Source organism: Aeromonas sp. QDB62 (assembly GCF_027705695.1).
GTDB lineage: Bacteria > Pseudomonadota > Gammaproteobacteria > Enterobacterales > Aeromonadaceae > Aeromonas > Aeromonas allosaccharophila.
In genome coordinates this window covers 1-26,868 of record NZ_JAPDCD010000014.1, presented here as the reverse complement: position 1 = coordinate 26,868, position 26,868 = coordinate 1, and the positions used below count along the sequence as shown (strand labels likewise).

Below are 26,868 nucleotides of genomic sequence, written 5' to 3'. Positions count from 1 at the left end.
CGTGAGCTACCCCGACGAGCGTCTGGCGCTCTGGTTAACCCTTGATGCGGTTACCGGTATCGGTCCGGTGACCGCAACCCGCCTGCTGGAGCTGGTTGGGGGAAGCATTGATGCCCTGTTCCAGTGCGATGAAGCGCAACTGCATGGCATGGGGCTATCGTCAGAGCAGATCAAGCAACTGCGTTGGCCCTCGCCGATTGTTGAGCAGAGCCTGGCTTGGGCCGCTTTGCCTGGCAACGTCCTTATTCCGCAAGATCACCCGGTTTACCCCTCTTTGCTGCGGGAGATCCCCGCAGCCCCCTTGTTGCTCTACTGTCGCGGCGATCTCGCCGCCTTGTCCTTGCCTCAGCTGGCGATGGTGGGGACGCGCCATCCCACCTACGCAGGCAAGGATAATGCGTCCCGCCTCTGTAGCGAGTTGGTTGGGTGCGGGTTGGCCATTACCTCGGGCCTTGCGCTAGGTATCGATGGTATTTGCCATCAGCAGGCACTGGCTGCTGGCGGTATCACCCTCGCAGTGCTGGGCTCGGGTCTTGATAGCCTCTATCCCAAACGTCATCAGGGGCTGGCTGGCCAGATTCTGGAGAATGGTGGTTTGCTTATCTCCGAGCTGGCGCCTGACAAAGGGCCGTTAGCTGAACATTTTCCGCGTCGCAACCGTATTATCAGTGGTCTGTCGCTGGGAACCCTGGTGGTGGAGGCGACCGAGCAGAGCGGTTCGCTGATCACCGCCCGCTATGCGCTGGAGCAGGGGCGCGACGTGTTTGCGGTTCCTGGCGCTCCACAAAATGCCCAGGCGATAGGGTGCAACAGATTAATTCAGCAGGGAGCCAAACTTGTGCTGAGTGCGGCCGATATAGTGGAAGAGCTGCCAGAGTGGGTCGCACGGCCACATCCGTCGGTTACATCATCTGAGCAACCGCATAATAGCGAATTGCCTTATGCCGATTTGTTGGATAACGTAGATTATGAGACCACGAGCGTGGATACCGTCGCCGAGCGGGCCCAGCTTCCTGTCGAAGTGGTATTGGGCAGGTTGGTAGAGCTGGAGCTGGCCGGTGCAGTGATAGCGGTAGCCGGTGGATACGTCAGAGCGAGGAGGGCGAATCATGTTTGATGTATTGATGTACCTTTTCGAGACCTACATCCACAGCGATGCAGATGTGATGGTCGAGCAGGATGAGCTCACCGACGAGCTGAGCCGGGCCGGTTTCGATAAAGCCGAAATCGACAAGGCGCTCGACTGGCTGGAGCGACTGGCCAATCTGCACGATAGCGAGCGGGAGGTCTATGTCACCGCCAGCGCGCAAGGCTCGATGCGTATCTATGCCCCGCAAGAGCTGGCACGCCTCAGCACCGAGTGCCGCGGCTTCCTGCTCTTTCTGGAACAGGCCCAGGTGCTGAATGCCGAAACCCGCGAGATCTGTATCGAGCGCCTGCTCGAGCTGGACAAGCCGGATATCGAGCTGGATGACCTGAAGTGGGTCGTCATGATGGTGCTGTTTAACGTACCGGGCAGTGAAAATGCCTACCAGCAGATGGAAGAGCTGGTGTTTGATGAGTCAGACGGCGTCATCCACTGACAGTCCGGTGCCGCGCTGGTAGAATTCAGACCATCTGGATTTCAAGGCGCGGCCCATGTCAAAAATCGATCATCACCTCTTTTCAGCCCACGAACATGCCTTCGAGCGCGAGCTGTGCCCGCAGTGCGGGGCCGAGCTGGTGATCCGCCAGGGCAAACATGGTCCCTTTCTCGGCTGCTCTGCTTACCCTGCCTGTGATTACATTCGTTCCTTGACGCCATCTGGCCGCGACATCGAAAAGGTGCTCGAAGGCTCTGCCTGTCCCGATTGCGGACAGCCGCTGGCGATCAAGAAGGGGCGTTACGGTCTGTTTGTCGGCTGTACCCACTATCCGGCATGTCAGCATATCGAATCCCTGCAGGAGAGCGACGATACCCAGATCCTCTGCCCCGAGTGCGGCAAGGGCCATCTGGTGGGCCGCACCTCCCGCTACGGCAAGCAGTTTTACTCCTGTGATGGCTATCCCCATTGTAAATATGTGGTGAACGACAAGCCGATCCCCATGCCTTGTCCCGCGTGTGGCTGGGGCATCATGATCGAGAAAAAAGTGAGGGGAACGCTGCGCTGGGTCTGTCCGCAAAAGAAATGCGGCCACCAAAGTGAGCAGGTATAATCCCGCCGCCGCAACCGGATTGAAACGTTTTCGGCGAACTTCAACCCCCCACTTGGAGTAAGGAAATTCCCACCATGAATAAACCCTTTGTTGCCGTATTGATGGGCTCTGATTCTGATTTCCCCGTGATGCAGACCACCCTTGAGGTGCTCAAGTCATTTGATATCGCAGTGGAAGTCAAAGTCACCTCCGCGCACCGCACGCCGGCTGCGACCCATCAGTATGTGACCGATGCCGAGGCCCGTGGCTGCAAGGTCTTTATCTGTGCAGCCGGTCTGGCGGCGCATCTGGCGGGTGCCGTAGCCGGCATCACGACTCGTCCTGTGATCGGGGTGCCCATCGATGGTGGCCCGCTCAAGGGGCTGGATGCACTGCTCTCCACCGTGCAGATGCCGGGTGGTGTACCGGTGGCGACCGTGGCGATCGGCAAGGCCGGTGCCAAGAACGCAGGTTATCTGGCGGCCCAGATGCTGGCAGTAGCCGATGATGAACTGGCGGCCAAGGTTCGGGCCGAACGCCAGAAGAATGCTGAAGAGGTGATGGCCAAGGATGCTGCCCTGCAGGCTCAACTCAAGTAAGTGAACGGGTGGCGATCCGGATGTGTCGTATTTTCTGTCTACAGCAACACGTCACGTTGCCATGGTCGCCGCCATACTGATTCAACTTGCTACTAAGTGACGAGGCGGCAGCCAGGCTGCCGCATTTTTCCTATGCCAAATGAATTTGAACAGGCGGTTGCAGCCCTCCAACAGGAAGGGGTGATTGCTTATGCGACCGAGGCCGTGTTTGGTCTGGGTTGTGATCCCGACTCCGAAGTTGCGGTGCAGCGACTGCTGGCCATCAAACAGCGTCCGGTAGAGAAGGGGCTGATCCTGATTGCCGCCGACGTGGCGCAATTGCAGGATTACATCGATCTGAGTCAGCTTAGCGATGAGCAGTTGGCTCGGGTTGAAGCCAGCTGGCCCGGCCCCTTTACCTGGATCATGCCTGCCCGTGAGACGACGCCGGCCTGGCTGACCGGGCAGTTCGAGACCCTGGCGGTACGCGTGACGGCTCATCCTCAGGTGCAGGCGTTGTGCCGCGCCTTTGGCAAGCCGCTGGTCTCGACCAGTGCCAACCTGACCGGTGAGGAGCCAGCCCGTCGGGTGGCCGATATCGGTGAGCTGCTGGCCAGCAAGTTGGCCTATATCCTGCCCGGTGAGGTGGGGGGGCAAGCCAACCCATCCGAGATCAAGGACGCCCGTACCGGCGCCATTATTCGCCCCTCCTGAGTGGGCGGATGCATCATGATTTGCCATCAATCCGCTGGGCGGTGAGCTCACCGGATTGATTCAACTATAAAAATGGACAGGGCGTTTACGATCCTGCCTGACTGGAGACAAGATGAGCAAACCGGATGTGGCCCAGGTCAAGGCCTTCCTGTTGCAGTTGCAGGATGAGATCTGCCGTGGTCTGGAGCAGGCCGACGGTGCCGGACACTTTGTGGAAGATGCCTGGAGCCGTGAAGGCGGTGGTGGTGGTCGCACCCGCGTGCTGCGCCACGGTGCGGTGATCGAGCAGGGGGGCGTCAACTTCTCCCATGTCTATGGCGATGCCATGCCTGCCTCTGCTACAGCCCATCGGCCCGAGTTGGCCGGTCGCAAGTTCGAGGCGATGGGCGTGTCGTTGGTGATCCATCCGCACAACCCCTATGTGCCGACCAGTCACGCCAATGTCCGTTTCTTCATCGCCGAGAAGGAAGGTGAAGAGCCGATCTGGTGGTTTGGTGGTGGCTTCGATTTGACGCCCTTCTACCCGTTTGCCGAGGATGTGCAGCACTGGCATCAGGTCTCCCATGATCTCTGCCTGCCCTTTGGTGATGAGATCTACCCCGAGTTCAAATCCTGGTGCGATCGCTACTTCTTCCTCAAGCATCGCAATGAGACAAGGGGGGTGGGCGGTCTCTTCTTCGACGATCTGAATCGCTGGCCTTTTGCTGACTGCTTTGCCTTTATGCAGGCGGTCGGTCGGGGTTATCTCGATGCCTACCTGCCGATCATCGAACGACGCAAGGCACTGCCCTATGGAGAGCGGGAGCGGGAGTTCCAGCTCTATCGTCGCGGTCGTTATGTGGAGTTCAATCTGGTGTATGACCGAGGCACCCTGTTCGGGCTGCAGACCGGTGGACGTACCGAGTCGATCCTGATGTCGATGCCACCGCTGGCACGTTGGGAGTATGACTGGCTGCCGGAGGCGGGCACTCCTGAAGCCTTGCTCTACACCGATTACCTCACGCCGCGAGAGTGGTTGTGACTCGAGGGGCCATGATGGCCCCTTTTTACTGGCCGATATTCGGCTTGTTCCCGAGTGCGAAAACCCGTTAAATCGGAATATTGCCCTCTGATGGAACTCTTTGATGGATCGTTATCTGGTTTTTGGCCACCCGGTGCGCCACAGCAAGTCCCCCTTCATTCATACCCTGTTTGCCAGACAAACCCAGCAAGAGCTGGAGTATGGGCTGGCTGAACCCGCCGTCGACGAGTTTGCCCAAACCCTGCGGGCCTTTTTTGCCCAAGGGGGCAAGGGGTGCAATGTCACCGTTCCCTTCAAGGAGCAGGCATTCACTCTGGTCGATCGGTTGAGCCCGAGGGCCAAGCGGGCGGGCGCGGTCAATACCATCAAGCTGACCGATGATGGCGTGTTGCTGGGGGATAACACCGATGGCGCCGGATTGGTTGCCGATCTCAAGTCCCATGGTGTGACACTGGCGGATAGCCGGATCTTGCTGCTGGGGGCTGGCGGTGCGGCTCGCGGTGCATTGGCGCCGCTGCTAGCAGAGCTGCCGAGCGATCTGGTGATTGCCAACCGTACGCACACAAAAGCGCAGCAGCTGGCTACCGAATTCCACGATCTGGGGCCCGTGACCGCCCAGACCTATGAGCAGTTGGCAGGGCCGTTCGATCTCATCATCAACTCTACGTCTGCTAGTTTGCAAGGGGAGCTGCCGCCGTTGGCACCCGCCCTTATCCACGCTGATATTGCCATCTACGACATGATGTATGGCTCATCGGATACGGCGTTTATTAGTTGGGCCAAACAGCAGGGAGCCCGCCAAACCATGGATGGACTCGGCATGCTGGTGGAACAGGCCGCCGAAGCGTTTACCGTGTGGCGCGGAATTCGTCCCGGGACTAAACAGGTATTGAGAGAATTGAAGCGTAACTTGGGGGTGATATGAACCAGAGTATTCTGTTTCCCGATCTGATGGAGTGGCAGGCTGGCGAACAGCGGGTTCGCTTTCCCGCCCAGCAGATGGGGGCACTGATAGATTGTTACATCAGCCAGCGGCGACTGGAGAAAATAACCGGTCTGGTGCTGACGAGGGAGGATGACATCGTCAGAGCCTTCGAAAGCGTGCGTTTTGATATTGAAGATCTGGCTGAAAAACTCATTGAAGAACAAGAGTTTGCTGAGGATGGCGCTATCTATCTCTGATTTTTCAAAGTTTTTTTGTTTTGTAGCGGAACTACTTTGAAATGGCGCTGACTAACTAGATAGTTGAGGAAGTGCTAGCTAGTCACCTTTATAACTCCCCGGTATTCGTACTGGGGATTTTTTTATCTGCATGAAAATAAAAGATTTTTTCTTAAGCAATAAGCCGTGAAACTAAATTACATAAATTACTTTCACTTTCTGCTGCTTTGCTGTACAGTTGTCTGCGTAGGGTACAGAGGTAAGATGTTCTATCTTTCAGACCTTTTATTTCACGTAATTGAATGTGGCTGAATAGCTGCCCCGATGAGGTTCTCGTCGGGGTGTTTTTTTATGCGCGGCATTTAGAGTAAATGCTTTAAATTGGCGATGTATTTGATAGAATGAGGCTGCTTCTTGAGGAATACCTGTCGTCTGGTACTCAAGATTCAGCTTCTTCCCAATTTTTTGAACTTATTATTTCAGGCTGGATGGCATCACTGTCGTCCGGCCTCATTTTTATCCCTCTCGGTTAGATCTTGTAATTAAATTTCATTTTGGTCTCTTTTTGTAATTTTGGTTCGTTTTGAAAGAACAGATTTGAAAACGCTATCAACGCATCCTTAAGTTAATTCCCACTATGAATTAACGATCTATCTATATGAACTGTAAGCAATAATGGATATAACTGGGGGGCCGAATGCGGGGTATTAGTCGTGAGGCAGGTGAAAGCGGCAATCTGAAACCCTTTCAATCAGCGGAGGAGTGCTCCGCCAATTGCAAGGAAAGCGAGGAGTGGATTACTCCTCGACAGGTTGCTGTTCGTCAGCGTCCAGCAGGTCGGTATCGTCACCACTGACATACCATTCGGTCAGGGTTTGCGCCAGCTTCTCCACACCGATATGGGTGAGGGAGGAGAAGGCTTCAACCTGGATCTGGGAACCAAGGTTGGCAACGGCCTGGCGCACCTTGATCACCTGGTTGTTGCGCGGACCCGGGCTCAGTTTGTCGGCCTTGGTCAGCAGCAGCATGACGGGCAACTGACGGTGTGAGCTCCACTCCAGCATGTTCATGTCGGTATCTTTGAGCGGGTGGCGGATGTCCATCAGGATCACCAGACCTTTCAATGACTCACGGCGCTGCAGATACTCTGCCAGTGACTTTTGCCACTTGAGCTTCATTTCCAGCGGAACTTGCGCATAACCATAACCCGGCAAGTCGACCAGACGCTTGCCCGGTTCCAGCTCAAACAGGTTGATCAGCTGGGTACGACCGGGTGTCTTACTGGTACGCGCCAGGTTCTTGTGTTTGGTTAAGGTGTTCAATGCAGATGACTTACCGGCGTTGGAACGGCCGGCAAACGCGATCTCGACACCCCCATCATTTGGCAGGTGACGGATGTCGGGTGCGCTGGTCACAAAATGCACCTTATTGAAATTCAGAGTTTGTGTATCCAACGTAAATTCCCCATGGAGATAGAGGGTTATAGAGTTACTTTTTTGTAAAATGGTGTAAAATAGCGTCGCTTAAACGCGTTTATTTTAACATGCCTTCAGCGGCATGGGATCTGGAAGCCTAATAACGAAAAGTTGGAACGCCATGAAGAACCTAGTCATTACTCTTGCTCTGATGGTTGGCGTAACGGGGATGGCACAAGCCAAGGGCGATGCCGCTGCGGGACAGACCAAGGCTGCCGTTTGTGCGGCTTGTCATGGACCGGACGGAAACAGCCTGGTTGATATGTACCCCAAAATTGCTGGTCAGCACGCATCATATATCAAAAAGCAGTTAGTTGAACTGAAGGCTGCCGCTTCTGGTCAAATTGGCCGGGTTGCGCCAGTGATGGGGCCGATGGCGTTACCTTTGTCGGAACAGGACATGGATGACCTGGCGGCTTACTTCTCCGGCCTGAAGGTTACCCCGATCGCTGTCCCTGACGACGTGGTCGAAGCGGGCAAGGCACTCTATATGGGTGGTGACATGAGTCGCGGTCTGGCAGCCTGTACGGCTTGCCATGGTCCCCGTGGCTCGGGTGTCGAACAGGCGAAGTATCCAAGCCTGTCCGGCCAGCATCCTGCCTATATCAAGGCTCAGCTCACCGCATTCCGTGCCGGGACACGTGACAACGATCCGAATGGCATGATGCGGGACGTTGCCAAGAAACTGACTGATCAGGATATCGAAGCCCTCTCCAAATATGTGGCGGGTCTGCACTGATATAGTCAGATACGGTCGATTCGAGTTGAAACGGGGAGCCTTTGCTCCCCGTTGTTTTTATGGTTTTCAGATAATTCTCGGTTTAATCCCCCCGTTCTGTAAGAGATCTCCCATTCTCAAGGCAGGCCAAGGCTCATAAAATTGCATAAAATATTAAATATCCATTATTTATCAATTAATTATGTGCATATTGATATTTTTCGAGATGTTGAGAATCTTTTGGGTGGATTGAGCCGTTTTATAGAGTTGATACAGTAGGCTCAATGGATTCACCCACGGATTGGGTGGCGGTTTCACAGCAGGATGTTGTGAGCAGAGGATGGCTGGCGTGGCGGGATGCCATGGGCTCGCATGAGCTGGCAAGGGATTTGAAGGATCAGGATGGTGACCATCTCCGGAGCGGGATGGGGTTGCGGGATGCAAGACTCCCCGGCACGATGGCAGGATGCGGTCGCGACGGGTCAAACAGGCACACGCACATTCAGGAACGACCAATACAAGGTCAGGATGACCACACAACGATATGCTGCGGCGACAAGTTGTCACGGAGAGGACGAAACAGACTGTTTTGCCATTCAGGATGGCGCCCGCATGAACATATCAAGGCAGCTTCGGCTGCCTTTTTTCTTTTGGGTCATTAACCCGATTAGCCATTCTGTGTCAAAATACCAGCAACATGCCCAGAGGATACCGATCCTGCGGTGTTCAGTGGCCTGATTGGGCCGGATTGGTGCCGGATCCTGCTCTTGTTCCAGCCTTACTGTTCCTCGCATCGTATCCCACCGGGTGAGATCATCCCGGGTACGGGTCAAACCAGTTATTTTTCGGAGTTAGCCATTCATGTCTGCCAAACAACCCACTCGCAAGCCTACTGGCAAGCGCAAAGAATCTGATGTCAGTGCTCAGGAAGGTCGTGAGCGTAAACGGGCTGCCAAGCGCAAGGGCCTGAAGGCTGGTTCTCGTCAGCAAGTTGAACAATCGAACAACAAGTCTGGCAACAGTCAGTCCAAAGATCCGCGTATCGGTTCCCGCAAGCCGGTGGTACTGGTGGTGGATGACAAACAGAAGAAGCCGGCAGCACCCAAGGCAGTGAAAGAGAAGCAGCTGGTGATGACGCCCGAGCAGGAGCTGGCCTCCATCGAAAACGATGATCGCTTGAATGATCTGCTGGATCGTCTTGATGCAGGTGAAACCCTGGAAGCTGCTGAGCAGGCTTGGGTTGATCAGCGCGTCGACCGTTATCAGGAGCTGATGGATGAGCTGGGCATCATCGATAACGACGATGATGAAGATGACGAGCTGCCGTTTGATGATGGCGATGACGCCGAGTTCGACGAGCAAAAACCGGCCTCCGAAGAGGAGTTGTGGGATCGTTTCAACCAGGTCGATTTCAAGCCGGAACCCAAGCCTGAGCCGAAGAAAAAGTGATGAGTGGATGGATGCTGGCCGCCCTGTTGGGCGGCCTGATTTTGTCAGGGTTGGCAATCTATGCAGGCATGCTGCTGGCCAGACTGAGACGGCAGCAAGCGATGCAGTGGCAGGCGATAACTGCTCGCAATGAGCGAATTCTGGAGAGCGTGCGGGTCATTGCCCATGCAGTGCAGGAGGGGCAGTGCGATTACTCCGAAGGTGCCATTCGGCTGACCAATCTGCTGGATGCATTGCAGATCAAGGGTGGGCGGGCGTTCGCTGCCGAGTTCCCGGGTCTGTACGGGCTGTATGAGAAGGTGAAAGATATGCCGACTCATGAGGCCAGACGCGCACTTAAACGCAATGAAGTGATGAAGATGGATCTCGAACGCAGCGGCTACGAGGCCGAGCTGGAGGCTCAGATCCTCAAGGATGTGGCCCAACTGAAGGATTTTCAGTTAGGTCGGTGAGCCAACAATAACAACAAGAGAGGAAGCGAACGTGCAAGCAGAACAGATTGTGTGGGATCAGGCCCTGATCGAAAAATATAACTACAGTGGCCCGCGATACACCTCTTATCCCACTGCGCTGGAGTTCAACGAGAGCTTCGGTTATCCGGATTTTGTCCGCGCTGCCGGCCAGTATCCCGAGCGCAATCTGTCGCTCTACGTGCATATCCCTTTCTGTCACAAGCTCTGCTATTACTGCGGCTGCAACAAGGTCATTACCCGCCATCAGCACAAGGCTGACGAGTACCTCGACTATTTGGAGCAGGAGATCAAGGCGCAGGCCCCGCTCTTCAAACATCGTCTGGTCACCCAACTTCACTGGGGTGGCGGTACACCCACCTATCTGGATGAAGCGCAAACGCGCCGCCTGATGGCCATGCTGCGTGAGCACTTCCATTTTGCCGAGGAGGGAGAGTTCAGCATCGAGGTCGATCCGCGCGAGATTGCCATTACCATGCTGGATGTGCTGCGAGATGTCGGCTTCAACCGCATCAGCCTTGGGGTGCAGGATTTCAACAAGGATGTGCAGGTCGCGGTCAACCGCGAGCAGGACAACGACTTTATTAAAGCCATGTTGGAACGGGCCCGTGAACTCGGCTTCCGCTCGACTAACCTCGACCTTATCTATGGCCTGCCGCATCAGGATCGTGCCAGCTTCCACCATACGCTGGAAGAGGTGCTCAAGACCGATCCGGCGCGCCTCTCCATCTTCAACTATGCCCATCTGCCGAGTCGCTTTGCCGCCCAGCGCAAGTTGAAAGAGGTGGATATGCCTGCTCCGCAGGAGAAACTGGCCATGCTGCAGGACACTATAGCCTTCCTGACCGGTCGCGGTTACCAGTTCATCGGCATGGACCATTTTGCCAAACCCGATGACGAGCTGGCGGTTGCGCAGCGCGAGGGTAAACTGCACCGCAACTTCCAGGGCTATACCACCCAGGGAGATTGCGATCTGCTGGGGTTGGGGGTCTCCTCCATCAGCATGATCGGTGATGCCTATTCCCAGAATCAGAAAGAGCTCAAGGCCTATTACGCACAGGTTGCAGAGCTGGGTCATGCCCAGTGGAAAGGCTGCTCGCTCAATCAGGATGATCTGATCCGTCGTGAGGTGATCAAGCGGCTGATCTGTGATTTTCGCCTGAACTTTGCCGCTGTCGAGCAGGCGCACAGGCTCAATTTCAGAGAGTATTTTGCCGACGATATCAAGCTGCTGCAGACCTTCATCAACGATGGGCTGGTGCGAATGACTGAGGATGGCCTGGAGGTCTCCTCCACGGGGCAGCTGCTGATCCGCAATATCTGCATGTGCTTCGACGTGTACCTACGCAACAAGGCGCGTCAGCAGCAGTTCTCTCGCGTGATATAAGCTTGTATGCCGATCAGAAAACAGAAAGGGGCGCCATCGTGGCGCCCCTTTCATATCTATTTTTGCTTAAGCCGCGGGTCTGGACGGTTCTGGCAATAAGGCTCGCGATAGGGCAAGCAATCGGGCGGTAAAACGCAGACAAAAAGATGGGGGCGACTTGCGTCGCCCCCGGTAGTCGTATCGCTCATATCCTTGAACGAAGTTGCTCCCTGCAATCCCTGACTGTTTACCTCTTCCTTTAGGTTTCCCCTTCCCAATCCTTTGGGGTGTCCTTTAGCCATCTTGGCCTGACGAGTCATCCTGTCCCGTCGCACTTTCTCCGTCCTGGGAGGTGTCCTTTACCACATCCTGTGGTGAGTCCATTTGCCCAACCCTGGCAGCCAGTCTTCCTGACCGACTTCATTGCGTCTGTGCATGAGTAACTATAAGGATTTTTTTACCGGCTACAACGTCAGATTGGAAAACGTTTTTTTCATAAGCTGTTCCGAAAGCGGTGTGTTTCGACTTATTCATTTATAAACATGATGTTAAGTGTGTTGCCTTCATATTTTAAGATCCTATCTTCCGATTATCTCGAGGATCTTTTCGGCTGTTGGCTTACATATGGAATGGCAGATCTCTTACGCGGCTTTTTGGTTACTTTGGAAACAGATTCTGCAGTCTGATGATGGTCATTCGGGATGGGTTGGCGAGGCACCAAAAGAGCGACTGAATGGAGAAATTATGAGCGCTGGTTGAGTCGCTCATAGATGGTCTGGCGTTCTTCCGGGGTGAGCGAAGAGAAGTAGTGGGTAAAGAGGCGCAGCAACAGGGATTTGTTCATGCCATCTTGCTGGGTCAGATTGCCAAGTTCGTCGATGGCCACCGTGCTCATGGAGAAGGTGGCCTTCTTGTAACTGGGCCTCAGGTGCTCGCCACTCTCGATAAAGGCCAGCGCCGACAGGGCTTCATCACGATGTAGGCTCAGTTCAAGGCTGACCACCTTGGGTTTGCCCTTGGCGTAGAACTCCGCATCTTCGATAAATTCGTCGACGGTGAACTTCTTCTGGTGATGCAGCTGGTGCTTTTTCTTCAGATCGGCCAGACCCATCTCACACCCCCACTTGCAGGAACTCTTTGGCGATGGCCCGGATCTCTTCGGCGGATTTGCCATCCGGCTCGATCTCCATCACCGACAGCCCCTTCTCTTCGCTGTCGTCGTAGACGTTACGGCCATAGGTGATGGCGTTCAGCACATCGACACCGAATGAGGCGCAGACCTCTTTCGCCTCCAGAATGCGTTTTACCTGATTGGGCAGGGCGGGGCACTGGGTCAGCACTACAGCGGCATTGAGCGTCGGATTGACCATCTTGCAAGTGGTGATGAGATCTTCCATATGGGGCAGGGTCTTGAGGTCGCGGCGTTTCGGGCGCAAGGGGATCAGGGCGTGGGTAGCGACAGCCATGGTGGAGCGCAGAGCCCGGTTGTCCTGTCCGCCGCAATCGACGATGACGTAGTCGTAGCGGTTTTTCAGGCTGAGCAAGTCGTTGCGAATATTGCCATAGAGCTGAACGCAGTTGATTTGTGGCAGCTCCGGGTTGTCATTGCGCTCCTGAATCCAGTCAGAGGTGGTGCGCTGCGGGTCGCAGTCGACCAGTAACACCTCCCCCTGAAATTGGGATCTGAGGTAGACCGCCAGATTTTGTGCCAGGCAGCTCTTGCCACTCCCCCCCTTCTCTCCACCGACCAACAAGATCATGACGTTCCCCTATCCATAAGAAAACCGCTGATTTCAGTATAGGAGGGGCCTGCCTCATCACAAGGCGAGAGGAGTGATGCTCCTCTCGTTGTGTCGATTAGTAATGAACGCTGCCTCCATGCCAGCGGCAGACATAGTCAGGCACCAGCATCTGGGGGGCCTGGTCGACATGGCATACCACCATGGGCATGGCAGGGGCTCCTTCAGCTTGAATGAAGGTCGGGAGCGCAGAGAGCAGCAAAGTCGCGAGCAACAGCATGGGTTTCATCTTCATAACAACTCCTTGGTAGTACCATTTTAGTGTGATCTGGATCACTTTCTGAGTTAAGTCGAGGTTGGCGCCAGCGCAAGGTGGGACGAATAAATTCAATTAATGAAAAAAGTATCAAAAGGCGTTGTGGTGACTGACGAGGATGGTTGCCAGCCTCGATGCGAACTTTGTGCATATTAAGTTGAACCGCATAAAGAGGTGATGGCTGATGAGGCCTTGCCTGATGGGGTTGGCATCAATGCCATGATCTGGGACAAGAAAAGATTTATGCAGTGAGTGTGCTCGATCTGAGTATTTATTTCCCCCGAGTTCCTCTTGTCACACCGATGTATTCAATACACAGGAAGTAATATTCAAAACTTATTTTTAAAACCATTTATTATTATGATTTTTAACGAGTTTTGTTTTTTGAATTTAATCTTGCTAGTGAGCCTGCATGAATAAAAACTGAATCAATCTGAAATATAGTGGGGTGGTTGTGCATGGCTATTCAGTTCGCTCTGTGTGGGAAATACGCAATTTGCTACCGGGGTCATAGATTGAGCGGTGAATATATTCAGTTCTGAGTGAATGTGATCAATGTCTAAGTTTGCATTGGTTCGCAGGTCTAACCTCGGCATCGAAAGGCAAGGGCAGGATAGAACATAAGCCGAGTACCCTACATAAAGAATATCCCGCCTTAGCCACGAGCATGAATAGAAGGAATCTATTCAATCACTCGCAGGGACCACTGCTAGACGGAATATAATCATGAGCAAATTTTATGTAGGTTCTGAAGTTGGCCAATTGCGCCGTGTCATGTTGCACCGCCCCAACCTCAGTCTGAAGCGTCTGACTCCTTCCAACTGCCAGGATCTGCTGTTCGATGACGTCCTGTCTGTTGAACGCGCCGGTCAGGAGCACGACAAATTCGCTCAGGTACTGCGCGATCAGAATGTCGAAGTTTTCCTGCTGACCAATCTGCTGGCCGAGACTCTGGATGTGCCGGAAGCCAAAACCTGGCTGCTGCAACATCAGGTCTCCGACTACCGCCTCGGTTCTTCTTTTGCCAACGACGTGCGCTGCTTCCTGGCAGACATGCCGCACCGCGAACTGGCCCGCATTCTTTCCGGTGGCCTGACCTACTCCGAGATGCCTTATCACGGCGTCAACATGGTAGTGGGTATGCATGCACCGACCGACTTCATCATCGAGCCGCTGCCCAACCACCTCTTCACCCGTGACACTTCCTGCTGGGTTTACGGTGGTGTCTCCATCAACCCGATGGCCAAACAGGCTCGTCGCCGCGAAACCAACCACGTGAAGGCTATCTACCGCTGGCACCCGATGTTTGCCGGTCAGGACTTCATCAAGTACTTCGGTGACGAGGAGCGTGACTACGACAACTCCACCATCGAGGGTGGTGACGTACTGGTTATCGGCCGCGGCGCCGTGCTGATCGGCATGTCCGAGCGCACCACACCGCAAGGTGTCGAGCACCTGGCTCGCAGCCTGTTCAAACACGGTCAGGCCAAACAGGTCATCGCCATGGAACTGCCGAAACACCGCAGCTGCATGCACCTGGATACCGTCATGACCCATATGGATGTCGATACCTTCTCCGTTTATCCGGAAGTGATCCGCAAGGACGTGCAGTGCTGGAGTCTGACTCCGGGCGGCGCCACCGGCATGAACATCAAGGAAGAGGGTTACTTCGTCACCGCTATCGAGAAAGCGCTGGGCGTGGATCAGCTGAAGATCATCACCACTGGCGGTGACAGCTTCGAAGCCGAACGCGAGCAGTGGAACGACGCCAACAACGTGCTGACCGTACGTCCCGGCGTGGTGGTGGGTTACGAGCGCAATACCTACACCAACGAGAAATATGACAAGGCCGGTATCACAGTTCTCTCCATTCCGGGTGATGAACTGGGCCGTGGCCGCGGCGGCGCCCGCTGCATGAGCTGCCCGATGGAACGCGACAGCATCTGATGAGACGGCGTGGCGCCGGCAGAGGCTGGCGCCACACAGACCCAAAATCGAGATTAACCACTATGAAAAAACCAACTGTCGTCGTCGCTCTGGGTGGCAATGCACTGCTCCGTCGTGGTGAGCCACTGGAAGCGGATATCCAGCGCAAGAACATCGCCACTGCCGCCAAAACCATCGCCCTGATCGCTCAGGAGTACAACGTGGTGCTGGTACATGGCAACGGCCCGCAAGTCGGCCTGCTGGCTCTGCAAAACAGCGCCTACACCAAGGTATCCCCCTATCCGCTGGATGTGTTGGGTGCCGAGTCCCAAGGCATGATCGGCTATATGCTGATCCAGGAGCTGAAAAACCTGATGCCGAGCCGCAACGTCACTGCGCTGCTGACTCAGGTGCAGGTTGATCCCAAGGATCCGGCGTTTGCCAATCCGACCAAATTTATCGGCCCCGTCTATGAAGAAGCGGAAGCCCGCACCCTGGCAGAAGAGAAGCACTGGGTGGTCAAGGCTGACGGCAAGTTCTTCCGCCGTGTAGTGCCGTCCCCGCTGCCCCAGCGCATCGTCGAAGGCGACGCCATCGAAACCCTGATTGCCCAGGGCCACCTCATCATCTGTACCGGTGGTGGCGGCATTCCGGTGACCTGGGATGGCCAGAGCCTGACCGGTATCGAAGCGGTGATCGACAAAGACATGTCTGCCGCCTATCTGGCCAAGCAGATCAAGGCCGACGCCCTGCTGATCCTGACCGACGCCGATGCCGTCTATCTGGATTGGGGCAAGCCGACCCAGCACCCGCTGCGGGTCACCAGCCCGGACGAGCTGGCCGGAGTCAAGTTCGATGCAGGCTCCATGGGACCGAAAGTCGAAGCCTCTTGTGAATTTGTCAAAGCGACCGGCGGCATGGTCGGGATCGGCTCGCTGGAAGATGGTCTTGCCATCCTCAAGGGTGAAGCCGGCACCAATATCGTCGCCACCCGCACCGTGAATGCGTAATTACCGAAATTTGTACTGAGAATGCGTAGTCAACACTACTGCCCGAATTGGTCTGAAACAAATATAGAGAGAACTCATCATGGCTTTTAATCTGCGTAACCGTAACTTCCTGAAACTGCTGGACTTCACCCCGCGCGAAATCCAATACATGATTGACCTGGCCATCGACCTGAAAAAAGCCAAATACGGTGGCTACGAGCGCAAACACCTGACCGGCAAAAACATTGCCCTGATCTTCGAGAAGACCTCTACCCGTACCCGCTGTGCGTTTGAAGTCGCGGCCTTCGACCAGGGTGCGCAAGTCTCCTACCTTGGCCCGAGCGGTTCCCAAATCGGTCACAAGGAGTCCATGAAGGACACCGCCCGTGTACTGGGCCGCATGTATGACGGTATCGAATACCGTGGCTACGGTCAGGAGATCGTGGAAGAGCTTGGCGCCTATGCCGGTGTTCCGGTCTGGAACGGCCTGACCAACGAATTCCACCCGACCCAGATCCTGGCCGACTTCATGACCATGCTGGAGCACGGCAAGGGCAAGCGTCTGGATCAAATCAAGTTCGCCTACCTGGGTGATGCCCGCAACAACATGGGTAACTCCCTGATGGTCGGCGCCGCCAAAATGGGCATGGACATTCGTCTGGTTGCACCGAAAGCGTTCTGGCCGAAAGAGGAGCTGGTTGCCAAGTGCCGCCTGATCGCCGAAGAGACCGGCGCGCGCATCACCCTGACCGAAGATGTGAAAGAGGGTGTGCTGGGCACCGACTTCCTCTACACCGACGTCTGGGTATCCATGGGTGAAGCGAAAGAAGCCTGGGATCAGCGCGTCAAACTGATGACCCCGTATCAGGTCAACATGGATGTCATCAACGCCACCAAGAATCCTGATGTGAAGTTCATGCACTGCCTGCCAGCGTTCCACAACGACGAGACCACCATGGGCAAGGAAGTGGCTGACAAATATGGCATGAAAGGCCTGGAAGTGACCGAGGACGTGTTCGAATCCGAGCACAGCATCGTGTTCGACGAGGCCGAAAACCGGATGCACACCATCAAGGCAGTGATGGTTGCTACGCTGGGCGACTAAGGTCGCAGTAGTGGTGCCGGGGGGCGACCCCCGGCTTTTCGACCATGTGACAGCGGCATAATACCTCTAACCCTACGACCCGCAGCCTGCATGGATACCACACCCACAGAAGGAAGCTGGACCATGACCAAATTCAAGTTCCCGTCAGCCTACACGATACTGTTTGTGCTGATCGCCCTGGTGGCCGCCCTGAGCTGGATAGTGCCGGCCGGCAAATATGAAATGACCATGAACGAAGCCCTCGGCAAAGAAGTGCCGGTGGCGGGTACCTACAAACTGGTGGAGGGGAATCCTCAGGGGATCGTCGATGTGCTGCTGGCACCTATCGATGGCCTCTACAACCACGACACCTATCAGGCAGGCGCCATCGACGTCTCCCTCTTTATCCTGATCATCGGTGGTTTTCTTGGCATTGTGACCAAGACCGGTGCCATTGATGCCGGTATTGAACGTGTGACCGACCGCCTGCGCGGCCGGGAAGAGTGGATGATCCCGATCCTGATGGCGCTGTTCGCCGCAGGCGGCACCATCTACGGCATGGCCGAAGAGTCGCTGCCGTTCTACACCCTGCTGGTGCCGGTGATGATGGCTGCCCGCTTTGACCCTGTGGTAGCGGCGGCAACTGTATTGCTGGGCGCCGGTATCGGTACTCTCGGTTCCACCATCAACCCGTTTGCGACCGTTATCGCGGCCAACGCCGCCGGTATCTCCTTCACCGACGGTATCTGGCTGCGCGTCGCCATGCTGGTCGCCGGTTGGCTGCTCTGCGTTGCCTACGTCATGCGTTACGCCAAGATGGTGCGCAGCGATCCGAGCAAATCTCTGGTGGCTGACAAGTGGGAAGAGAACCGTGCCCACTTCCTTGGCAACAAGAGCGACCAGATGCTGGAGTTCACCCTGACCCGTAAAATCGTGCTGGGTATCTTCGTCGCCGCCTTTGCCGTGATGATCTACGGTGTGGCCGTGCTGGGCTGGTGGATGGCGCAGATCTCCGGCGTGTTTCTGGCTGCCGCCATCATCGTTGGTATCATCTCCCGCATGAGCGAGGAGGAGCTGACCTCCAACTTTATCGACGGTGCCCGCGACCTGCTGGGTGTGGCGCTGATCATCGGTATCGCCCGCGGTATCGTGGTAGTGATGGATAACGGCATGATCACTCACACCATTTTGCACAGTGCAGAAGGGATCGTGACCGGCCTCTCCACCATCGTCTTTATCAACGTGATGTTCGTGCTGGAAGTGGTGCTCTCCTTCCTGGTGCCGTCCTCCTCCGGTCTGGCCGTACTGACCATGCCGATCATGGCGCCGCTGGCTGACTTCGCCAACGTGGGTCGCGATCTGGTGGTGACTGCTTACCAGTCTGCCTCCGGTCTGGTGAACCTGGTGACCCCGACCTCCGCCGTAGTCATGGGTGGTCTGGCCATCGCCAAGGTGCCTTATGTGCGCTGGCTGAAGTGGGTGGCCCCGCTGCTCGGTATCCTGACCGTGCTGATCGTGGTCTGCCTGAGCCTGGGCGCCGTGCTCTCCTGAGGGATGACAAGCAAGATGAAACGGGAGCCTGCAGGCTCCCGTTTTTTATGGGCACAAGAAGTGATGGGCACAAAATAGCAGGCAACAAAAAGGCGACCCGCAGGTCGCCTCAATGCATTTGGGGGAGAGAGCTTAGCGGGCCTGCGCCAGCGTGCGCACCACGGCAGCGTGGGCCTGACGGGTGCGGCTGATATGGCGCGGCGCGACCAGCACCACGTCATTGCCCGCGACGGCGCCCATGATCTCCGGATTGGCGTTGCGATCCAGCAGGCGGGCCACCACGGTAGCGGCCCCCGGGGTGGTGTGGATCAGCACCATCTGCTGGTTGTGTACCACTTCGCGTACCATGTCGTGGATCGAGCGGGTGCTGCCAGCGGGTTCCAGCTGATCGTCTACCAGGGTGTAGACCTTCTTGCCGTTGGCATTCTGCGCCTTGGCTACGCCGAGGCGGCGCAGCAGGCGGGAAATGGTGGACTGGCTGATATCGGCAAAGCCGCGCTCTGACAGCTCGCGGCGGATCTCTTCCTGGGTGCTGTAGCAGTGCTGACCGATGATCTGGCGACAGGCATCCAGCTGGGCCAGATCGGGCTCTTGGGCAACGGGACGACTGAGGGTTTTGACCACGGCGAATTCCTTTGACGATGACCGGAGGTAAACGCGCGATATCTGCCATAGCTGTCAGTTATCAGGCAAAAACACTGATAATCCATCTATATGCAGGAAATGAACGGGCATTACCATCTTGGGATGGCAAATTATAGCTGACTGGAAATTCGGTGATGTGACAGGGTTCAAAAATGGGCCCCGCAGGGCCCAATCAGATATTAGTCACGCTCGCTGACGATGTCCTGAGTGAAGGACTTCTCGCAATATTTGCACTTCATCCGTACCACGCCTTTCACTTCGCGCACCCGGAAGTAGCTGTCCACCGGCTCGTTGTGGGAGATGCAGTTGGAGTTGGGGCAGTGGAACACCCCGGCGATGAACTCCGGCAGCTCCAGCTGGTGCTTCTTCACCACATTGAAGTCTTCGATGATGTTGACGGTCGCTTTCGGGGCGAACAGCGCCAGCTGGTTGGCCTGCTGTTCGGTCAGGCGGGTGTTCTCAATCTTGATGAGATCCTTTTTGCCCAGCGCGCCGGATTTCAGGTTGAAGCCGACGGTGATCCGCTCCTGGGTTTCAACCAGCTGGAACAGCTTGAGGATCTTGATGCCCTGGCCAGCGGGGATGTGATCGATGACGGAGCCGTGACGGATGGCTTCGACTTGCAGTTGGTTCTTGTCAGACATGATATTCCCCTAAGCTCAGACAGTTTCGTTCAGTACCAGTGCCAGCAGCGCCTGGCGTGCATAGACCCCGTTCTCCGCCTGCTGGAAGTAGCAAGCGTGGGGGGTCTTGTCGACCGCGACATCGATTTCGTCGACGCGGGGCAGGGGATGCAGGATCTTCATGGTGGGCTTGGCCCCTTCCAGGGTCGCCAGCTCCAGCACGAACTTGGCAGCCATGTGCTTGTATTCGGTCTCGTCGAAGCGCTCTTTCTGGACACGGGTCATGTAGAGGATGTCCAGCTCAGGCATCACCTCTTCCATGGTCTGGTGGACGCTGAACGGGATGCCTTTCTCTTCCAGCTCTTCGCAGATGTAGTCCGGCATCGCCAGCGCTTCCGGGGAGATGAAGAAGAAGCGGCAGTTGAACAGGCTGAGGGCTTGGGCCAGCGAATGCACGGTGCGGCCATATTTCAGGTCACCGACGAAGGCGACGTTGAGGTTGTCCAGACGACCCTGGGTCTCATGGATGGTGAACAGGTCGAGCAGGGTCTGGCTCGGATGCTGGTTGGAGCCGTCGCCGCCGTTGATGACCGGCACGCGGGAGAACTCGGCAGCCAGACGGGCCGCGCCCTCTTTCGGGTGGCGCATCACCACCGCATCCGAGTAGGAGCCGATGATCTTGATGGAGTCAGCCAGCGTCTCGCCCTTCTTGGCGCTGGTGTTGCCACCGTCGGCGAAGCCGATGATGTTGCCGCCGAGGCGCTGTACCGCGGTCTCGAACGAGAGGCGGGTGCGGGTGGAGGCTTCGAAGAAGCAGCTGGCAACCAGCTTGTCTTTCAACAGGCTGGTGTCAGGTTCAGCCTTCAACCGTTGTGCGGTTGAGACTACCAGTTCCATTTCTGACCGGGTCAGGTCCGAAATGGAGATGACATGTTTCTTATAGAGTGGATTGGTCATCGTCTGCATTCCCTTTGACATCATTGGAGGTTTTTCGGGCACAAAAAAAAGCCCCTGAAACAGGGGCTTTTTTTAAAAATAACTGGGGATCATTGGGGTGGGAACCGAAAACAACGGGGCCGCTCTGGTGCGCACCACCCGTCTGCAAGGCTGTTTTCTGAATCAAAAACTGCATCGTTTCGTCCCGACCTTTTTCAAAACCGGACAGATTATAGGGCCGCTTTTTTAATTGTCAAAATTTTATTTCCGATGCCAATTTCAGCATGAAAAACGTTTAAGTGGCGGGAACAGGACGACAAATCCACACCCTGTGCGTCTCTTGCAGCGATTCCCCATCGTGGGCCATGGCACGCAAATAACCGAGTCTGTGGTGCCCTTCCAGCAGGCAGTAGGGTTGCGGCAACGGTTGCCCGTTCGGGTAACTGCACCCCTCGGCGGGCGCCAGCACGATGACAGGTTCCGGCCAGGTGCCTTCGCTCAGCATCTTCTCGCCGAGCCAGGAACGACGCACATAGCGATTGCTGCGCAGCATCTCGCCCCAGCGCTCGATCACCTCCATATGGCGGGAGTCCACCTGATCCACCAGTTGCGCGGTGGGCCAGCTTTCACAGGTGAACTGATGGCTGGCGAGATCGATAAAGCTCCAGTTGGACTCAAAACCGCGCCAATGACGGTAAATCCACTGGGAGAGCACATTTTCAGGAATAAAGGGCACCAGCGGCGCGACCCGTTCAAGATAGGCGGGCAGGGACTCTGTCTTGCGTTCATCCCTGAAGTTGAGGGGCGCCAGTTGTTGGAGCAATCGGTAATTGAGCATAAGTGGCCTCCCGGTACCTGATTTCACCCTACCCCCATTTATGTCCCATTCCTACCCCGGCAGGGCTGCAAATACAGCAAGTTATCCCGCTTTGCTGCACAAACGACCGCGACTTGTTCGGGATTTGTGCAATCGCATCAAAAGCGTAAAAAAAGCCTTTACCTTTGATCTCCACTTTGTATACTACGCCTCGTTTGTTGCAGGGGCGTAGTTCCAATTGGTAGAACAGCGGTCTCCAAAACCGATGGTTGCGGGTTCGAGTCCTGCCGCCCCTGCCATTTTCAGAAAGGCCAGCTCATTGAGCTGGCCTTTCGCATTTCCGGCGTTCGCCCTCTGTTCCTCCCGCTCCTCTGTTTCTCCTCCTGATTGTTCTGCCGCTCGGTAGCATGGAATAGCGAGCAACCAACTTCTGATAGCTATCCCTGTTGTTGATGGATGTAAAAATATACAGATTCACTAAAGTCTGTTCATGTTGCGGCCGATAGCCTTTGATACATCAGGGTTTTCCCTGCCTGACACAACAACAAGGATTCGTCGTCATGACCCTCTCTCTGCGCGGCAAGCTGCTGGCCACCAGTCTTGGCGTGGTGCTGCTGATGGCATCACTGCTCGGCATCGTTGCCTTTCACACCCTCAAATCCCGCACCATGAGCGCCATCCAGAGCGAGGCGGTCAACTATGGTCACGCCTACTCGGTCGCGATCGGCGAATGGATGGCGGATCGCAAGAATACCGTCCATGCGCTGGTCAACCTGATCAGCGACAACCCGCAGGCCGAGCTGGTGCCGCACCTGAAGCAGGCCTACACCTCCGGTGGGTTCGGCCTCACCTATTTTGGTTCCGCGCAGGGGGTCATGACCCGGCAGGACCCTTCCCTCAACACCGGCAACTATGACCCGCGCGAGCGCCCCTGGTATCAGGATGCGGTGAAAGCGGGGCAGCTGATCGTCACTGCTCCCTATGTCAGCGTCACCATGCAGAAGCTGGTGGTCACCCTCTCCGAGCCGGTGCGCCATCAGGGCGAGCTGGTCGGTGCAGTGGGGGCCAACCTGGCGCTCGACAAGCTGATCGACGAAGTGCTGGCGATGAAGGTGCAGGGTGAGGGTTACGCCATGCTGCTCGACAGCAGTGGCCTCATCGTCGGCCATCCGCAGAAGGATCTGGCGCTCAAGCCCATCGCCGAGCTGGCGCCGGGACTCTCTGCCGCCACCTTCCAGCAGTGGGGCCGCGAAAACAGCGAGCTGCACGCCGCCACCCTCGACGGGCGCGACGTGCTGCTGGCGGTACAACCGGTAGCGGGCACCGACTGGCTGCTGGCCATGGTGATGTATCGCGATGTGCTGGAAGCGCCGCTCAGCAGCCTGCTGTGGGAGCTGGTGGGGCTGACGCTGGTGCTGATGCTGGTGTTCAGCGCCCTGCTCACTGCCACCTTCAAATACCTGTTCGCCGATCTCGGTCGGGTGGCTCACGCCCTGCACGACATCGCCCACGGTGAGGGGGATCTCACCGTTCACATCAACACCCACAGCAAGGATGAGGTGGGTCAGCTGGCCCAGAACTTCAACCAGTTCGTGGCGCGGCTGCATGGCATCGTTAGCCGGTTGCGGGATGTGACCGTCGAGCTGGCGGCCCAGTCCCGCACCCAGGCGGCCGGGGCGCAGGCCCGCAGTCAGCGGGTGCGTCAACAGCAGGACGAGATCGTGATGGTGGCGACTGCGGTGACCGAGATGGCCTCCGCCACCCAGGAGATCGCCGGCAACGCCGAGTTTGCTGCCACCACCGCCACCGATGCGGTTGCACTGGCGGTCGCCGGTCAATCCCAGGTTGGCCAGAGTCAGCGCAGCATTACCGGTCTGGCGGACGAAGTGGCCGATGCCAGCCAGATCATCAACGAGCTCGACAGCCATGCCCAGAAGATCAGCGGCATCCTGGCCACCATCAGCGGTATCGCCGAGCAGACCAACCTGCTGGCGCTCAACGCCGCCATCGAGGCGGCCCGGGCCGGTGAGCAGGGCCGCGGTTTTGCGGTAGTCGCGGACGAGGTGCGGGTGTTGTCGCGCCGTACCCACGACTCCACCGACGAGATCCAGCAGATGATCGAAACCCTGCAGCAGACCACCCGTCGCGCGGTGGGTGGCATGGAGACCAGCCGTCAGCTGGCGGGCACCAGCGTGGAGGATGCGGAAGCCGCCAACCTGAGCCTTGGCCGGATCAACGAGGCGATCGGCTCTATCAGCGACATGGCGACCCAGATTGCGGCGGCGGCCGAGGAGCAGACCTCGGTGACCGGCGAGATCAGCCGTAATACCGAGAATATCCGTCACGTGTCGCAAGAGCTGGCCGAGCAGGCGGGCAACGAGGCGGCGCAGGCGGCCGAGCTCAAGTCGCTGACCGAGCGGCTGGAGCAGGAGATCGGCCGCTTCCGGCTCTGATCATCCCGCCACTCCAGCAACAGAAAGGGCAGCCCGCGGGCTGCCCTTTGTTATTGTCGCTGACCGTCAGGCGGCGCTCTCCAGCTGCGCCAGATGGAAGGCGCGCCAGTTGCCGTCGGGCAGGTAGTGCTTGCCCTGCTGCCACCTGGGGTCGTGCTGCACCACGTAGCGGTAGTGGTAGGCCAGCTGTTGGCCGACATAGCACCCCTGCGCCGGGTCGAAGATCTCCACCTCGACCAGCTGGCGCAGATATTCGCTCTGGGGATCATCCTCGCCGTGGAAATTCTCCATCTCGTCCAGCGCCGCGATGGCGTTGGGGAAGTCGTCCAGCACAAACAGTTCGCCATAGACCCAGTCATCCCCCTGTAGCAGGGCCGGATAGCCCTTGTGCTGCAGGTGATAGAGGGCGCCGCGCACCCGGGCGCGCCGTGGCGGTTGGCTTACATGAGCGGCCAGATAGCGGCGGTAGTTGAACAACCCGTCCATCAGACTGCCGTAGACGAACAGCGGGCGTGGCTGGCCGAGGCTCATGAGATCTCGCCGCCCACGACCTTGAGGTCGCCATCCTGCTGCAGTACCACTGCCTCGATGGCCAGCGCCAGCGCACGGGTGATGTCGCTCATGGCGAGGCAGGGCTGGTTCACCTTGTCCGCTACCTGCTCGGTGATGTAGGGAACGTGGATAAAGCCGCCGCGCACCGCCGGGAACTCTTTTTCGATCAGGTAGTGCAGCTGATACATGATGTGGTTGCAGACGAAGGTGCCCGCGGAGTTGGAGACCGCAGCCGGAATACCGTTCTCCTTGATGCGCTGCACCATCCCCTTGATGGGCAGGCGGGAGAAGTAGGCCGGTGCGCCATCGGCCTGAATCACTTCATCGATGGGCTGCTGCTGCTCGTTGTCGGGGATGCGGGCGTCATCGAGGTTGATGGCGACCCGCTCCGGGGTAATGGCGAAGCGACCGCCCGCCTGACCGACGTTGATCACCACATCCGGCTGGTGCTGGTGCATCAGCGTCGCCAGCAGGGTAGCCGACTTGCCGAATACGGTGGGGATCTGCGCCTTGATCACGGTGGCATCCAGAATGGTGTCGGGTAGGCGTTTAACCGCCTCCCACGCCGGGTTGATGGGCTCGCCGCCAAAGGGGTCAAAACCGGTAATCAGAACTTTCATCATGGTCTCCCGAATTCTCAAAATGCCCAGTAGTACATGAGGGCGATATGGATCAGCACCAGCGTCAGCGCCATCGGCACCTGCACCTTGATCACCTTGTTGAGATCCTTCATCTCCAGCAGGGCGGCGGGCAGGGCATTGAAGTTGGCGGCCATAGGGGTCATCAGGGTGCCGCAGAAACCGGCGGTCATCGCCAGCGCACCGGCGATCACCGGATCACCCCCTTGCGTGACCACGAAGGGAATGCCGATCCCGGCAGTGATGACGGTGAAGGCGGCGTAGGCGTTGCCCATGATCATGGTGAAGACCATCATGCCGAGGCAGTAGGCCACCACCCCGACGAAGGGGCTGCCCATCGGCACCACGGTGGAGATCCCGTGGGAGATGACATCGCCGACGCCGGACGTGTTGAAGATCACCCCGAGGGCGGCCAGCAACTGGGGCAGGATGCCGGTGATGCCCACTTGCTGGATCATCCGGTCCGAGTCGCCCACCACGGTGGAGGGGGTGGCACGGGTCAGCAGTACCGTGATGACGAAGGCGATCACCGCCGCCAGACCGATACCGACTTGACCGCCGAGAGGGGTGAACTGGGCGATCACTACCGCCAGCAGCGCCAGCAACACGCAGGGCAGGAAGATCCGGTTGCCAATGCGGTTGGCGTGGCGCTGGGACTCCTCCTCGCTCGCCTGCTCCAGCTTGCCGATCTTCACCTGCTTGAGCAGGGTGATGACACCCATGGCGAGGATCAGCATCCCGTTGATCATGTTGGGGATATAGCTGCCGAAGGCGAACAGCACCCCGAGGATGGTCCAGAACAGGGCGGTGCCGACTCGAGCCGGGTGGTTGGCATCACGCAGGACGCGCCAGGCGCTGCTGAACAGGATGACGCCGATCAGCACATAGAAGAATTCGAGCATATTGGGGATCAGTGCAGCCATTACTGTTGACCTCCCTTGCTGTTGCCAGATGCATATTTCTTGGCCATCTGACGGTCAAACCACATATTGGAGGCGGCGACCATAAACAGGGTAATGATGGCAATCGGCATGGAGGCCTTGGCAATATCGACGGCGGAGACGTTATATCCCAGCGACTCGAAAGTGCCGACAATCAGCAATACCCCGGCGGAGGCGACGAAGGTATTTTGGGCAAAGAAGTTGCCATAGTTTTCGGTGGCCGAAACCCGCGCCTTGATATATTCCTCGTCCTCTTCGCTTAATTTCCCGTGCACCTTGCTGGCGGCTGCCTGCGTCATCGGGTTGACCAGCGGACGAATAAACTGGGTATGACCCTGTACCCGCACCGAGAAGAGACCGGCCAGCTCGCGGATAAACATATAGAGGGTCATGAACTTGCCCGGGGTGAGCTTTTTGATCCGCTCTATCAGGGTGACGGCCTGCTGTTTCAGACCTGACTCTTATACACAAGTGGCATCTTGAACGGAACCTTTCCCGTTTTCCAGGATCTGATCTTCCATGTGACTCCCA

Annotated in this window: 30 protein-coding genes and 1 tRNA gene; 18 read left to right on the top strand and 13 right to left on the bottom strand. The window is 56.9% G+C overall.

All coding sequences use genetic code 11. The features are described from left to right. Position 1: 1 nt before the first annotated feature. The 8 genes from dprA (at position 2) to OKC27_RS08920 (ending at position 5,670) form a co-directional block, all read left to right on the top strand. Entirely contained in the window at positions 2-1,117 is a 1,116-nt protein-coding gene (gene dprA, locus OKC27_RS08955; protein WP_182938675.1) for a DNA-processing protein DprA, read from the top strand. Then, entirely contained in the window at positions 1,110-1,583 is a 474-nt protein-coding gene (locus OKC27_RS08950) for a DUF494 family protein (protein ID WP_042062407.1), read from the top strand. The genes dprA and OKC27_RS08950 overlap by 8 nt, the downstream gene beginning before the upstream one ends. Positions 1,584-1,638: 55 nt before the next feature. Next, positions 1,639-2,196 carry a DNA topoisomerase family protein gene (locus tag OKC27_RS08945; protein WP_058052030.1) on the top strand — a complete coding sequence of 186 codons (558 nt, stop codon included), beginning with the start codon at positions 1,639-1,641 and terminating at the stop codon, positions 2,194-2,196. Between the two features lie 74 nt (positions 2,197-2,270). After that, complete coding sequence (gene purE, locus OKC27_RS08940; protein ID WP_005339704.1) at positions 2,271-2,774, top strand: 5-(carboxyamino)imidazole ribonucleotide mutase; 504 nt, start codon at positions 2,271-2,273, stop codon at positions 2,772-2,774. Positions 2,775-2,906: 132 nt separating this feature from the next. After that, positions 2,907-3,467, top strand: coding sequence for a Sua5/YciO/YrdC/YwlC family protein (locus OKC27_RS08935; protein WP_182938676.1), 561 nt, complete (start codon positions 2,907-2,909; stop codon positions 3,465-3,467). Positions 3,468-3,579: 112 nt separating this feature from the next. Then, complete coding sequence (hemF, locus tag OKC27_RS08930) at positions 3,580-4,488, top strand: oxygen-dependent coproporphyrinogen oxidase (RefSeq protein ID WP_182938677.1); 909 nt, start codon at positions 3,580-3,582, stop codon at positions 4,486-4,488. A 103-nt stretch (positions 4,489-4,591) separates the two neighbouring features. Next, positions 4,592-5,413, top strand: a complete 822-nt coding sequence (gene aroE, locus OKC27_RS08925) for a shikimate dehydrogenase (protein WP_182938678.1) — start codon at positions 4,592-4,594, stop codon at positions 5,411-5,413. Then, positions 5,410-5,670 carry a DUF1488 domain-containing protein gene (locus tag OKC27_RS08920; RefSeq protein ID WP_182938679.1) on the top strand — a complete coding sequence of 87 codons (261 nt, stop codon included), beginning with the start codon at positions 5,410-5,412 and terminating at the stop codon, positions 5,668-5,670. Before aroE ends, OKC27_RS08920 begins: the two co-directional genes overlap by 4 nt. Positions 5,671-6,446: 776 nt before the next feature. Here the strand turns inward: OKC27_RS08920 and yihA are convergent. Further along, the gene (gene yihA, locus OKC27_RS08915) at positions 6,447-7,103 is read right to left on the bottom strand and encodes a ribosome biogenesis GTP-binding protein YihA/YsxC (RefSeq protein WP_005341943.1); all 657 of its coding nucleotides are present in this window, start codon (positions 7,101-7,103) and stop codon (positions 6,447-6,449) included. Positions 7,104-7,245: 142 nt separating this feature from the next. Here yihA and OKC27_RS08910 point away from each other — a divergent pair, with 142 nt between their 5' ends. From OKC27_RS08910 to hemN, 4 genes are all read left to right on the top strand, one after another. Then, positions 7,246-7,863 carry a c-type cytochrome gene (locus OKC27_RS08910; protein WP_005341942.1) on the top strand — a complete coding sequence of 206 codons (618 nt, stop codon included), beginning with the start codon at positions 7,246-7,248 and terminating at the stop codon, positions 7,861-7,863. Between the two features lie 840 nt (positions 7,864-8,703). Next, entirely contained in the window at positions 8,704-9,291 is a 588-nt protein-coding gene (gene yihI, locus OKC27_RS08905; RefSeq protein WP_182938680.1) for a Der GTPase-activating protein YihI, read from the top strand. A gap of 11 nt (positions 9,292-9,302) precedes the next feature. Then, entirely contained in the window at positions 9,303-9,743 is a 441-nt protein-coding gene (locus OKC27_RS08900) for a DUF2489 domain-containing protein (protein ID WP_182934325.1), read from the top strand. Between the two features lie 31 nt (positions 9,744-9,774). Further along, a complete protein-coding gene (hemN, locus tag OKC27_RS08895) occupies positions 9,775-11,148 on the top strand; it encodes an oxygen-independent coproporphyrinogen III oxidase (protein ID WP_182938681.1) in 1,374 nt (457 codons plus the stop codon). Between the two features lie 721 nt (positions 11,149-11,869). Here hemN and OKC27_RS08890 read toward each other — a convergent pair. The 3 genes from OKC27_RS08890 to OKC27_RS08880 form a co-directional block, all read right to left on the bottom strand. Further along, a complete protein-coding gene (locus OKC27_RS08890; RefSeq protein ID WP_075111914.1) occupies positions 11,870-12,238 on the bottom strand; it encodes a CopG family transcriptional regulator in 369 nt (122 codons plus the stop codon). Between the two features lies 1 nt (position 12,239). Continuing rightward, entirely contained in the window at positions 12,240-12,887 is a 648-nt protein-coding gene (locus tag OKC27_RS08885) for an AAA family ATPase (protein ID WP_042063761.1), read from the bottom strand. 97 nt (positions 12,888-12,984) lie between these two features. Further along, positions 12,985-13,161 carry a hypothetical protein gene (locus OKC27_RS08880; RefSeq protein WP_167335554.1) on the bottom strand — a complete coding sequence of 59 codons (177 nt, stop codon included), beginning with the start codon at positions 13,159-13,161 and terminating at the stop codon, positions 12,985-12,987. A gap of 747 nt (positions 13,162-13,908) precedes the next feature. Here OKC27_RS08880 and arcA point away from each other — a divergent pair. The 4 genes from arcA to OKC27_RS08860 all read left to right on the top strand — a co-directional run bounded on the left by arcA (position 13,909) and on the right by OKC27_RS08860 (position 18,732). Further along, positions 13,909-15,129, top strand: a complete 1,221-nt coding sequence (arcA, locus tag OKC27_RS08875; protein WP_042063762.1) for an arginine deiminase — start codon at positions 13,909-13,911, stop codon at positions 15,127-15,129. Between the two features lie 62 nt (positions 15,130-15,191). Continuing rightward, positions 15,192-16,118, top strand: coding sequence for a carbamate kinase (gene arcC, locus OKC27_RS08870; RefSeq protein ID WP_139710607.1), 927 nt, complete (start codon positions 15,192-15,194; stop codon positions 16,116-16,118). Between the two features lie 79 nt (positions 16,119-16,197). Next, positions 16,198-17,202, top strand: coding sequence for an ornithine carbamoyltransferase (gene argF / locus OKC27_RS08865; protein ID WP_270806176.1), 1,005 nt, complete (start codon positions 16,198-16,200; stop codon positions 17,200-17,202). Positions 17,203-17,325: 123 nt separating this feature from the next. Continuing rightward, a complete protein-coding gene (locus tag OKC27_RS08860; RefSeq protein ID WP_111807290.1) occupies positions 17,326-18,732 on the top strand; it encodes a YfcC family protein in 1,407 nt (468 codons plus the stop codon). Positions 18,733-18,864: 132 nt separating this feature from the next. On the opposite strand, the gene OKC27_RS08855 is transcribed toward OKC27_RS08860, so the two are convergent. From OKC27_RS08855 to OKC27_RS08835, 5 genes are all read right to left on the bottom strand, one after another. Beyond that, positions 18,865-19,356: an arginine repressor gene (locus tag OKC27_RS08855; protein ID WP_042063766.1), complete on the bottom strand. Its 492-nt coding sequence runs from the start codon at positions 19,354-19,356 to the stop codon at positions 18,865-18,867. Positions 19,357-19,556: 200 nt separating this feature from the next. Beyond that, the gene (gene pyrI / locus OKC27_RS08850) at positions 19,557-20,021 is read right to left on the bottom strand and encodes an aspartate carbamoyltransferase regulatory subunit (RefSeq protein WP_042063767.1); all 465 of its coding nucleotides are present in this window, start codon (positions 20,019-20,021) and stop codon (positions 19,557-19,559) included. A 15-nt stretch (positions 20,022-20,036) separates the two neighbouring features. Further along, on the bottom strand, positions 20,037-20,957 hold the full coding sequence (gene pyrB, locus OKC27_RS08845) for an aspartate carbamoyltransferase (protein ID WP_042063824.1): 921 nt from the start codon (positions 20,955-20,957) through the stop codon (positions 20,037-20,039). Further along, positions 20,938-21,132 (bottom strand): hypothetical protein, encoded by a 195-nt coding sequence (locus tag OKC27_RS08840; RefSeq protein WP_152986295.1) that lies wholly within the window; start codon positions 21,130-21,132, stop codon positions 20,938-20,940. The genes pyrB and OKC27_RS08840 overlap by 20 nt, the downstream gene beginning before the upstream one ends. A 99-nt stretch (positions 21,133-21,231) precedes the next feature. Further along, complete coding sequence (locus tag OKC27_RS08835; RefSeq protein WP_058052021.1) at positions 21,232-21,774, bottom strand: hypothetical protein; 543 nt, start codon at positions 21,772-21,774, stop codon at positions 21,232-21,234. Between the two features lie 201 nt (positions 21,775-21,975). Between OKC27_RS08835 and OKC27_RS08830 the strand changes: the two genes are divergently transcribed. Together OKC27_RS08830 and OKC27_RS08825 are read left to right on the top strand one after the other, a co-directional pair. Then, a tRNA-Trp gene (locus OKC27_RS08830) sits at positions 21,976-22,052 on the top strand. Between the two features lie 261 nt (positions 22,053-22,313). Beyond that, a complete protein-coding gene (locus OKC27_RS08825; RefSeq protein WP_042063770.1) occupies positions 22,314-24,206 on the top strand; it encodes a methyl-accepting chemotaxis protein in 1,893 nt (630 codons plus the stop codon). A gap of 66 nt (positions 24,207-24,272) precedes the next feature. On the opposite strand, the gene OKC27_RS08820 is transcribed toward OKC27_RS08825, so the two are convergent. The 4 genes from OKC27_RS08820 to OKC27_RS08805 are packed head-to-tail and all read right to left on the bottom strand — an operon-like array spanning position 24,273 to position 26,789. Continuing rightward, positions 24,273-24,737 carry a gamma-glutamylcyclotransferase family protein gene (locus OKC27_RS08820; RefSeq protein WP_182938682.1) on the bottom strand — a complete coding sequence of 155 codons (465 nt, stop codon included), beginning with the start codon at positions 24,735-24,737 and terminating at the stop codon, positions 24,273-24,275. After that, positions 24,734-25,378, bottom strand: a complete 645-nt coding sequence (gene pcp / locus OKC27_RS08815; RefSeq protein ID WP_182939692.1) for a pyroglutamyl-peptidase I — start codon at positions 25,376-25,378, stop codon at positions 24,734-24,736. The genes OKC27_RS08820 and pcp overlap by 4 nt, the downstream gene beginning before the upstream one ends. A gap of 17 nt (positions 25,379-25,395) precedes the next feature. Continuing rightward, positions 25,396-26,319: a DUF979 domain-containing protein gene (locus OKC27_RS08810; protein ID WP_182938683.1), complete on the bottom strand. Its 924-nt coding sequence runs from the start codon at positions 26,317-26,319 to the stop codon at positions 25,396-25,398. Then, positions 26,319-26,789, bottom strand: coding sequence for a 5-oxoproline transporter, DUF969 family subunit (locus OKC27_RS08805; protein ID WP_270806182.1), 471 nt, complete (start codon positions 26,787-26,789; stop codon positions 26,319-26,321). The genes OKC27_RS08810 and OKC27_RS08805 overlap by 1 nt, the downstream gene beginning before the upstream one ends. Positions 26,790-26,868: the final 79 nt, after the last annotated feature.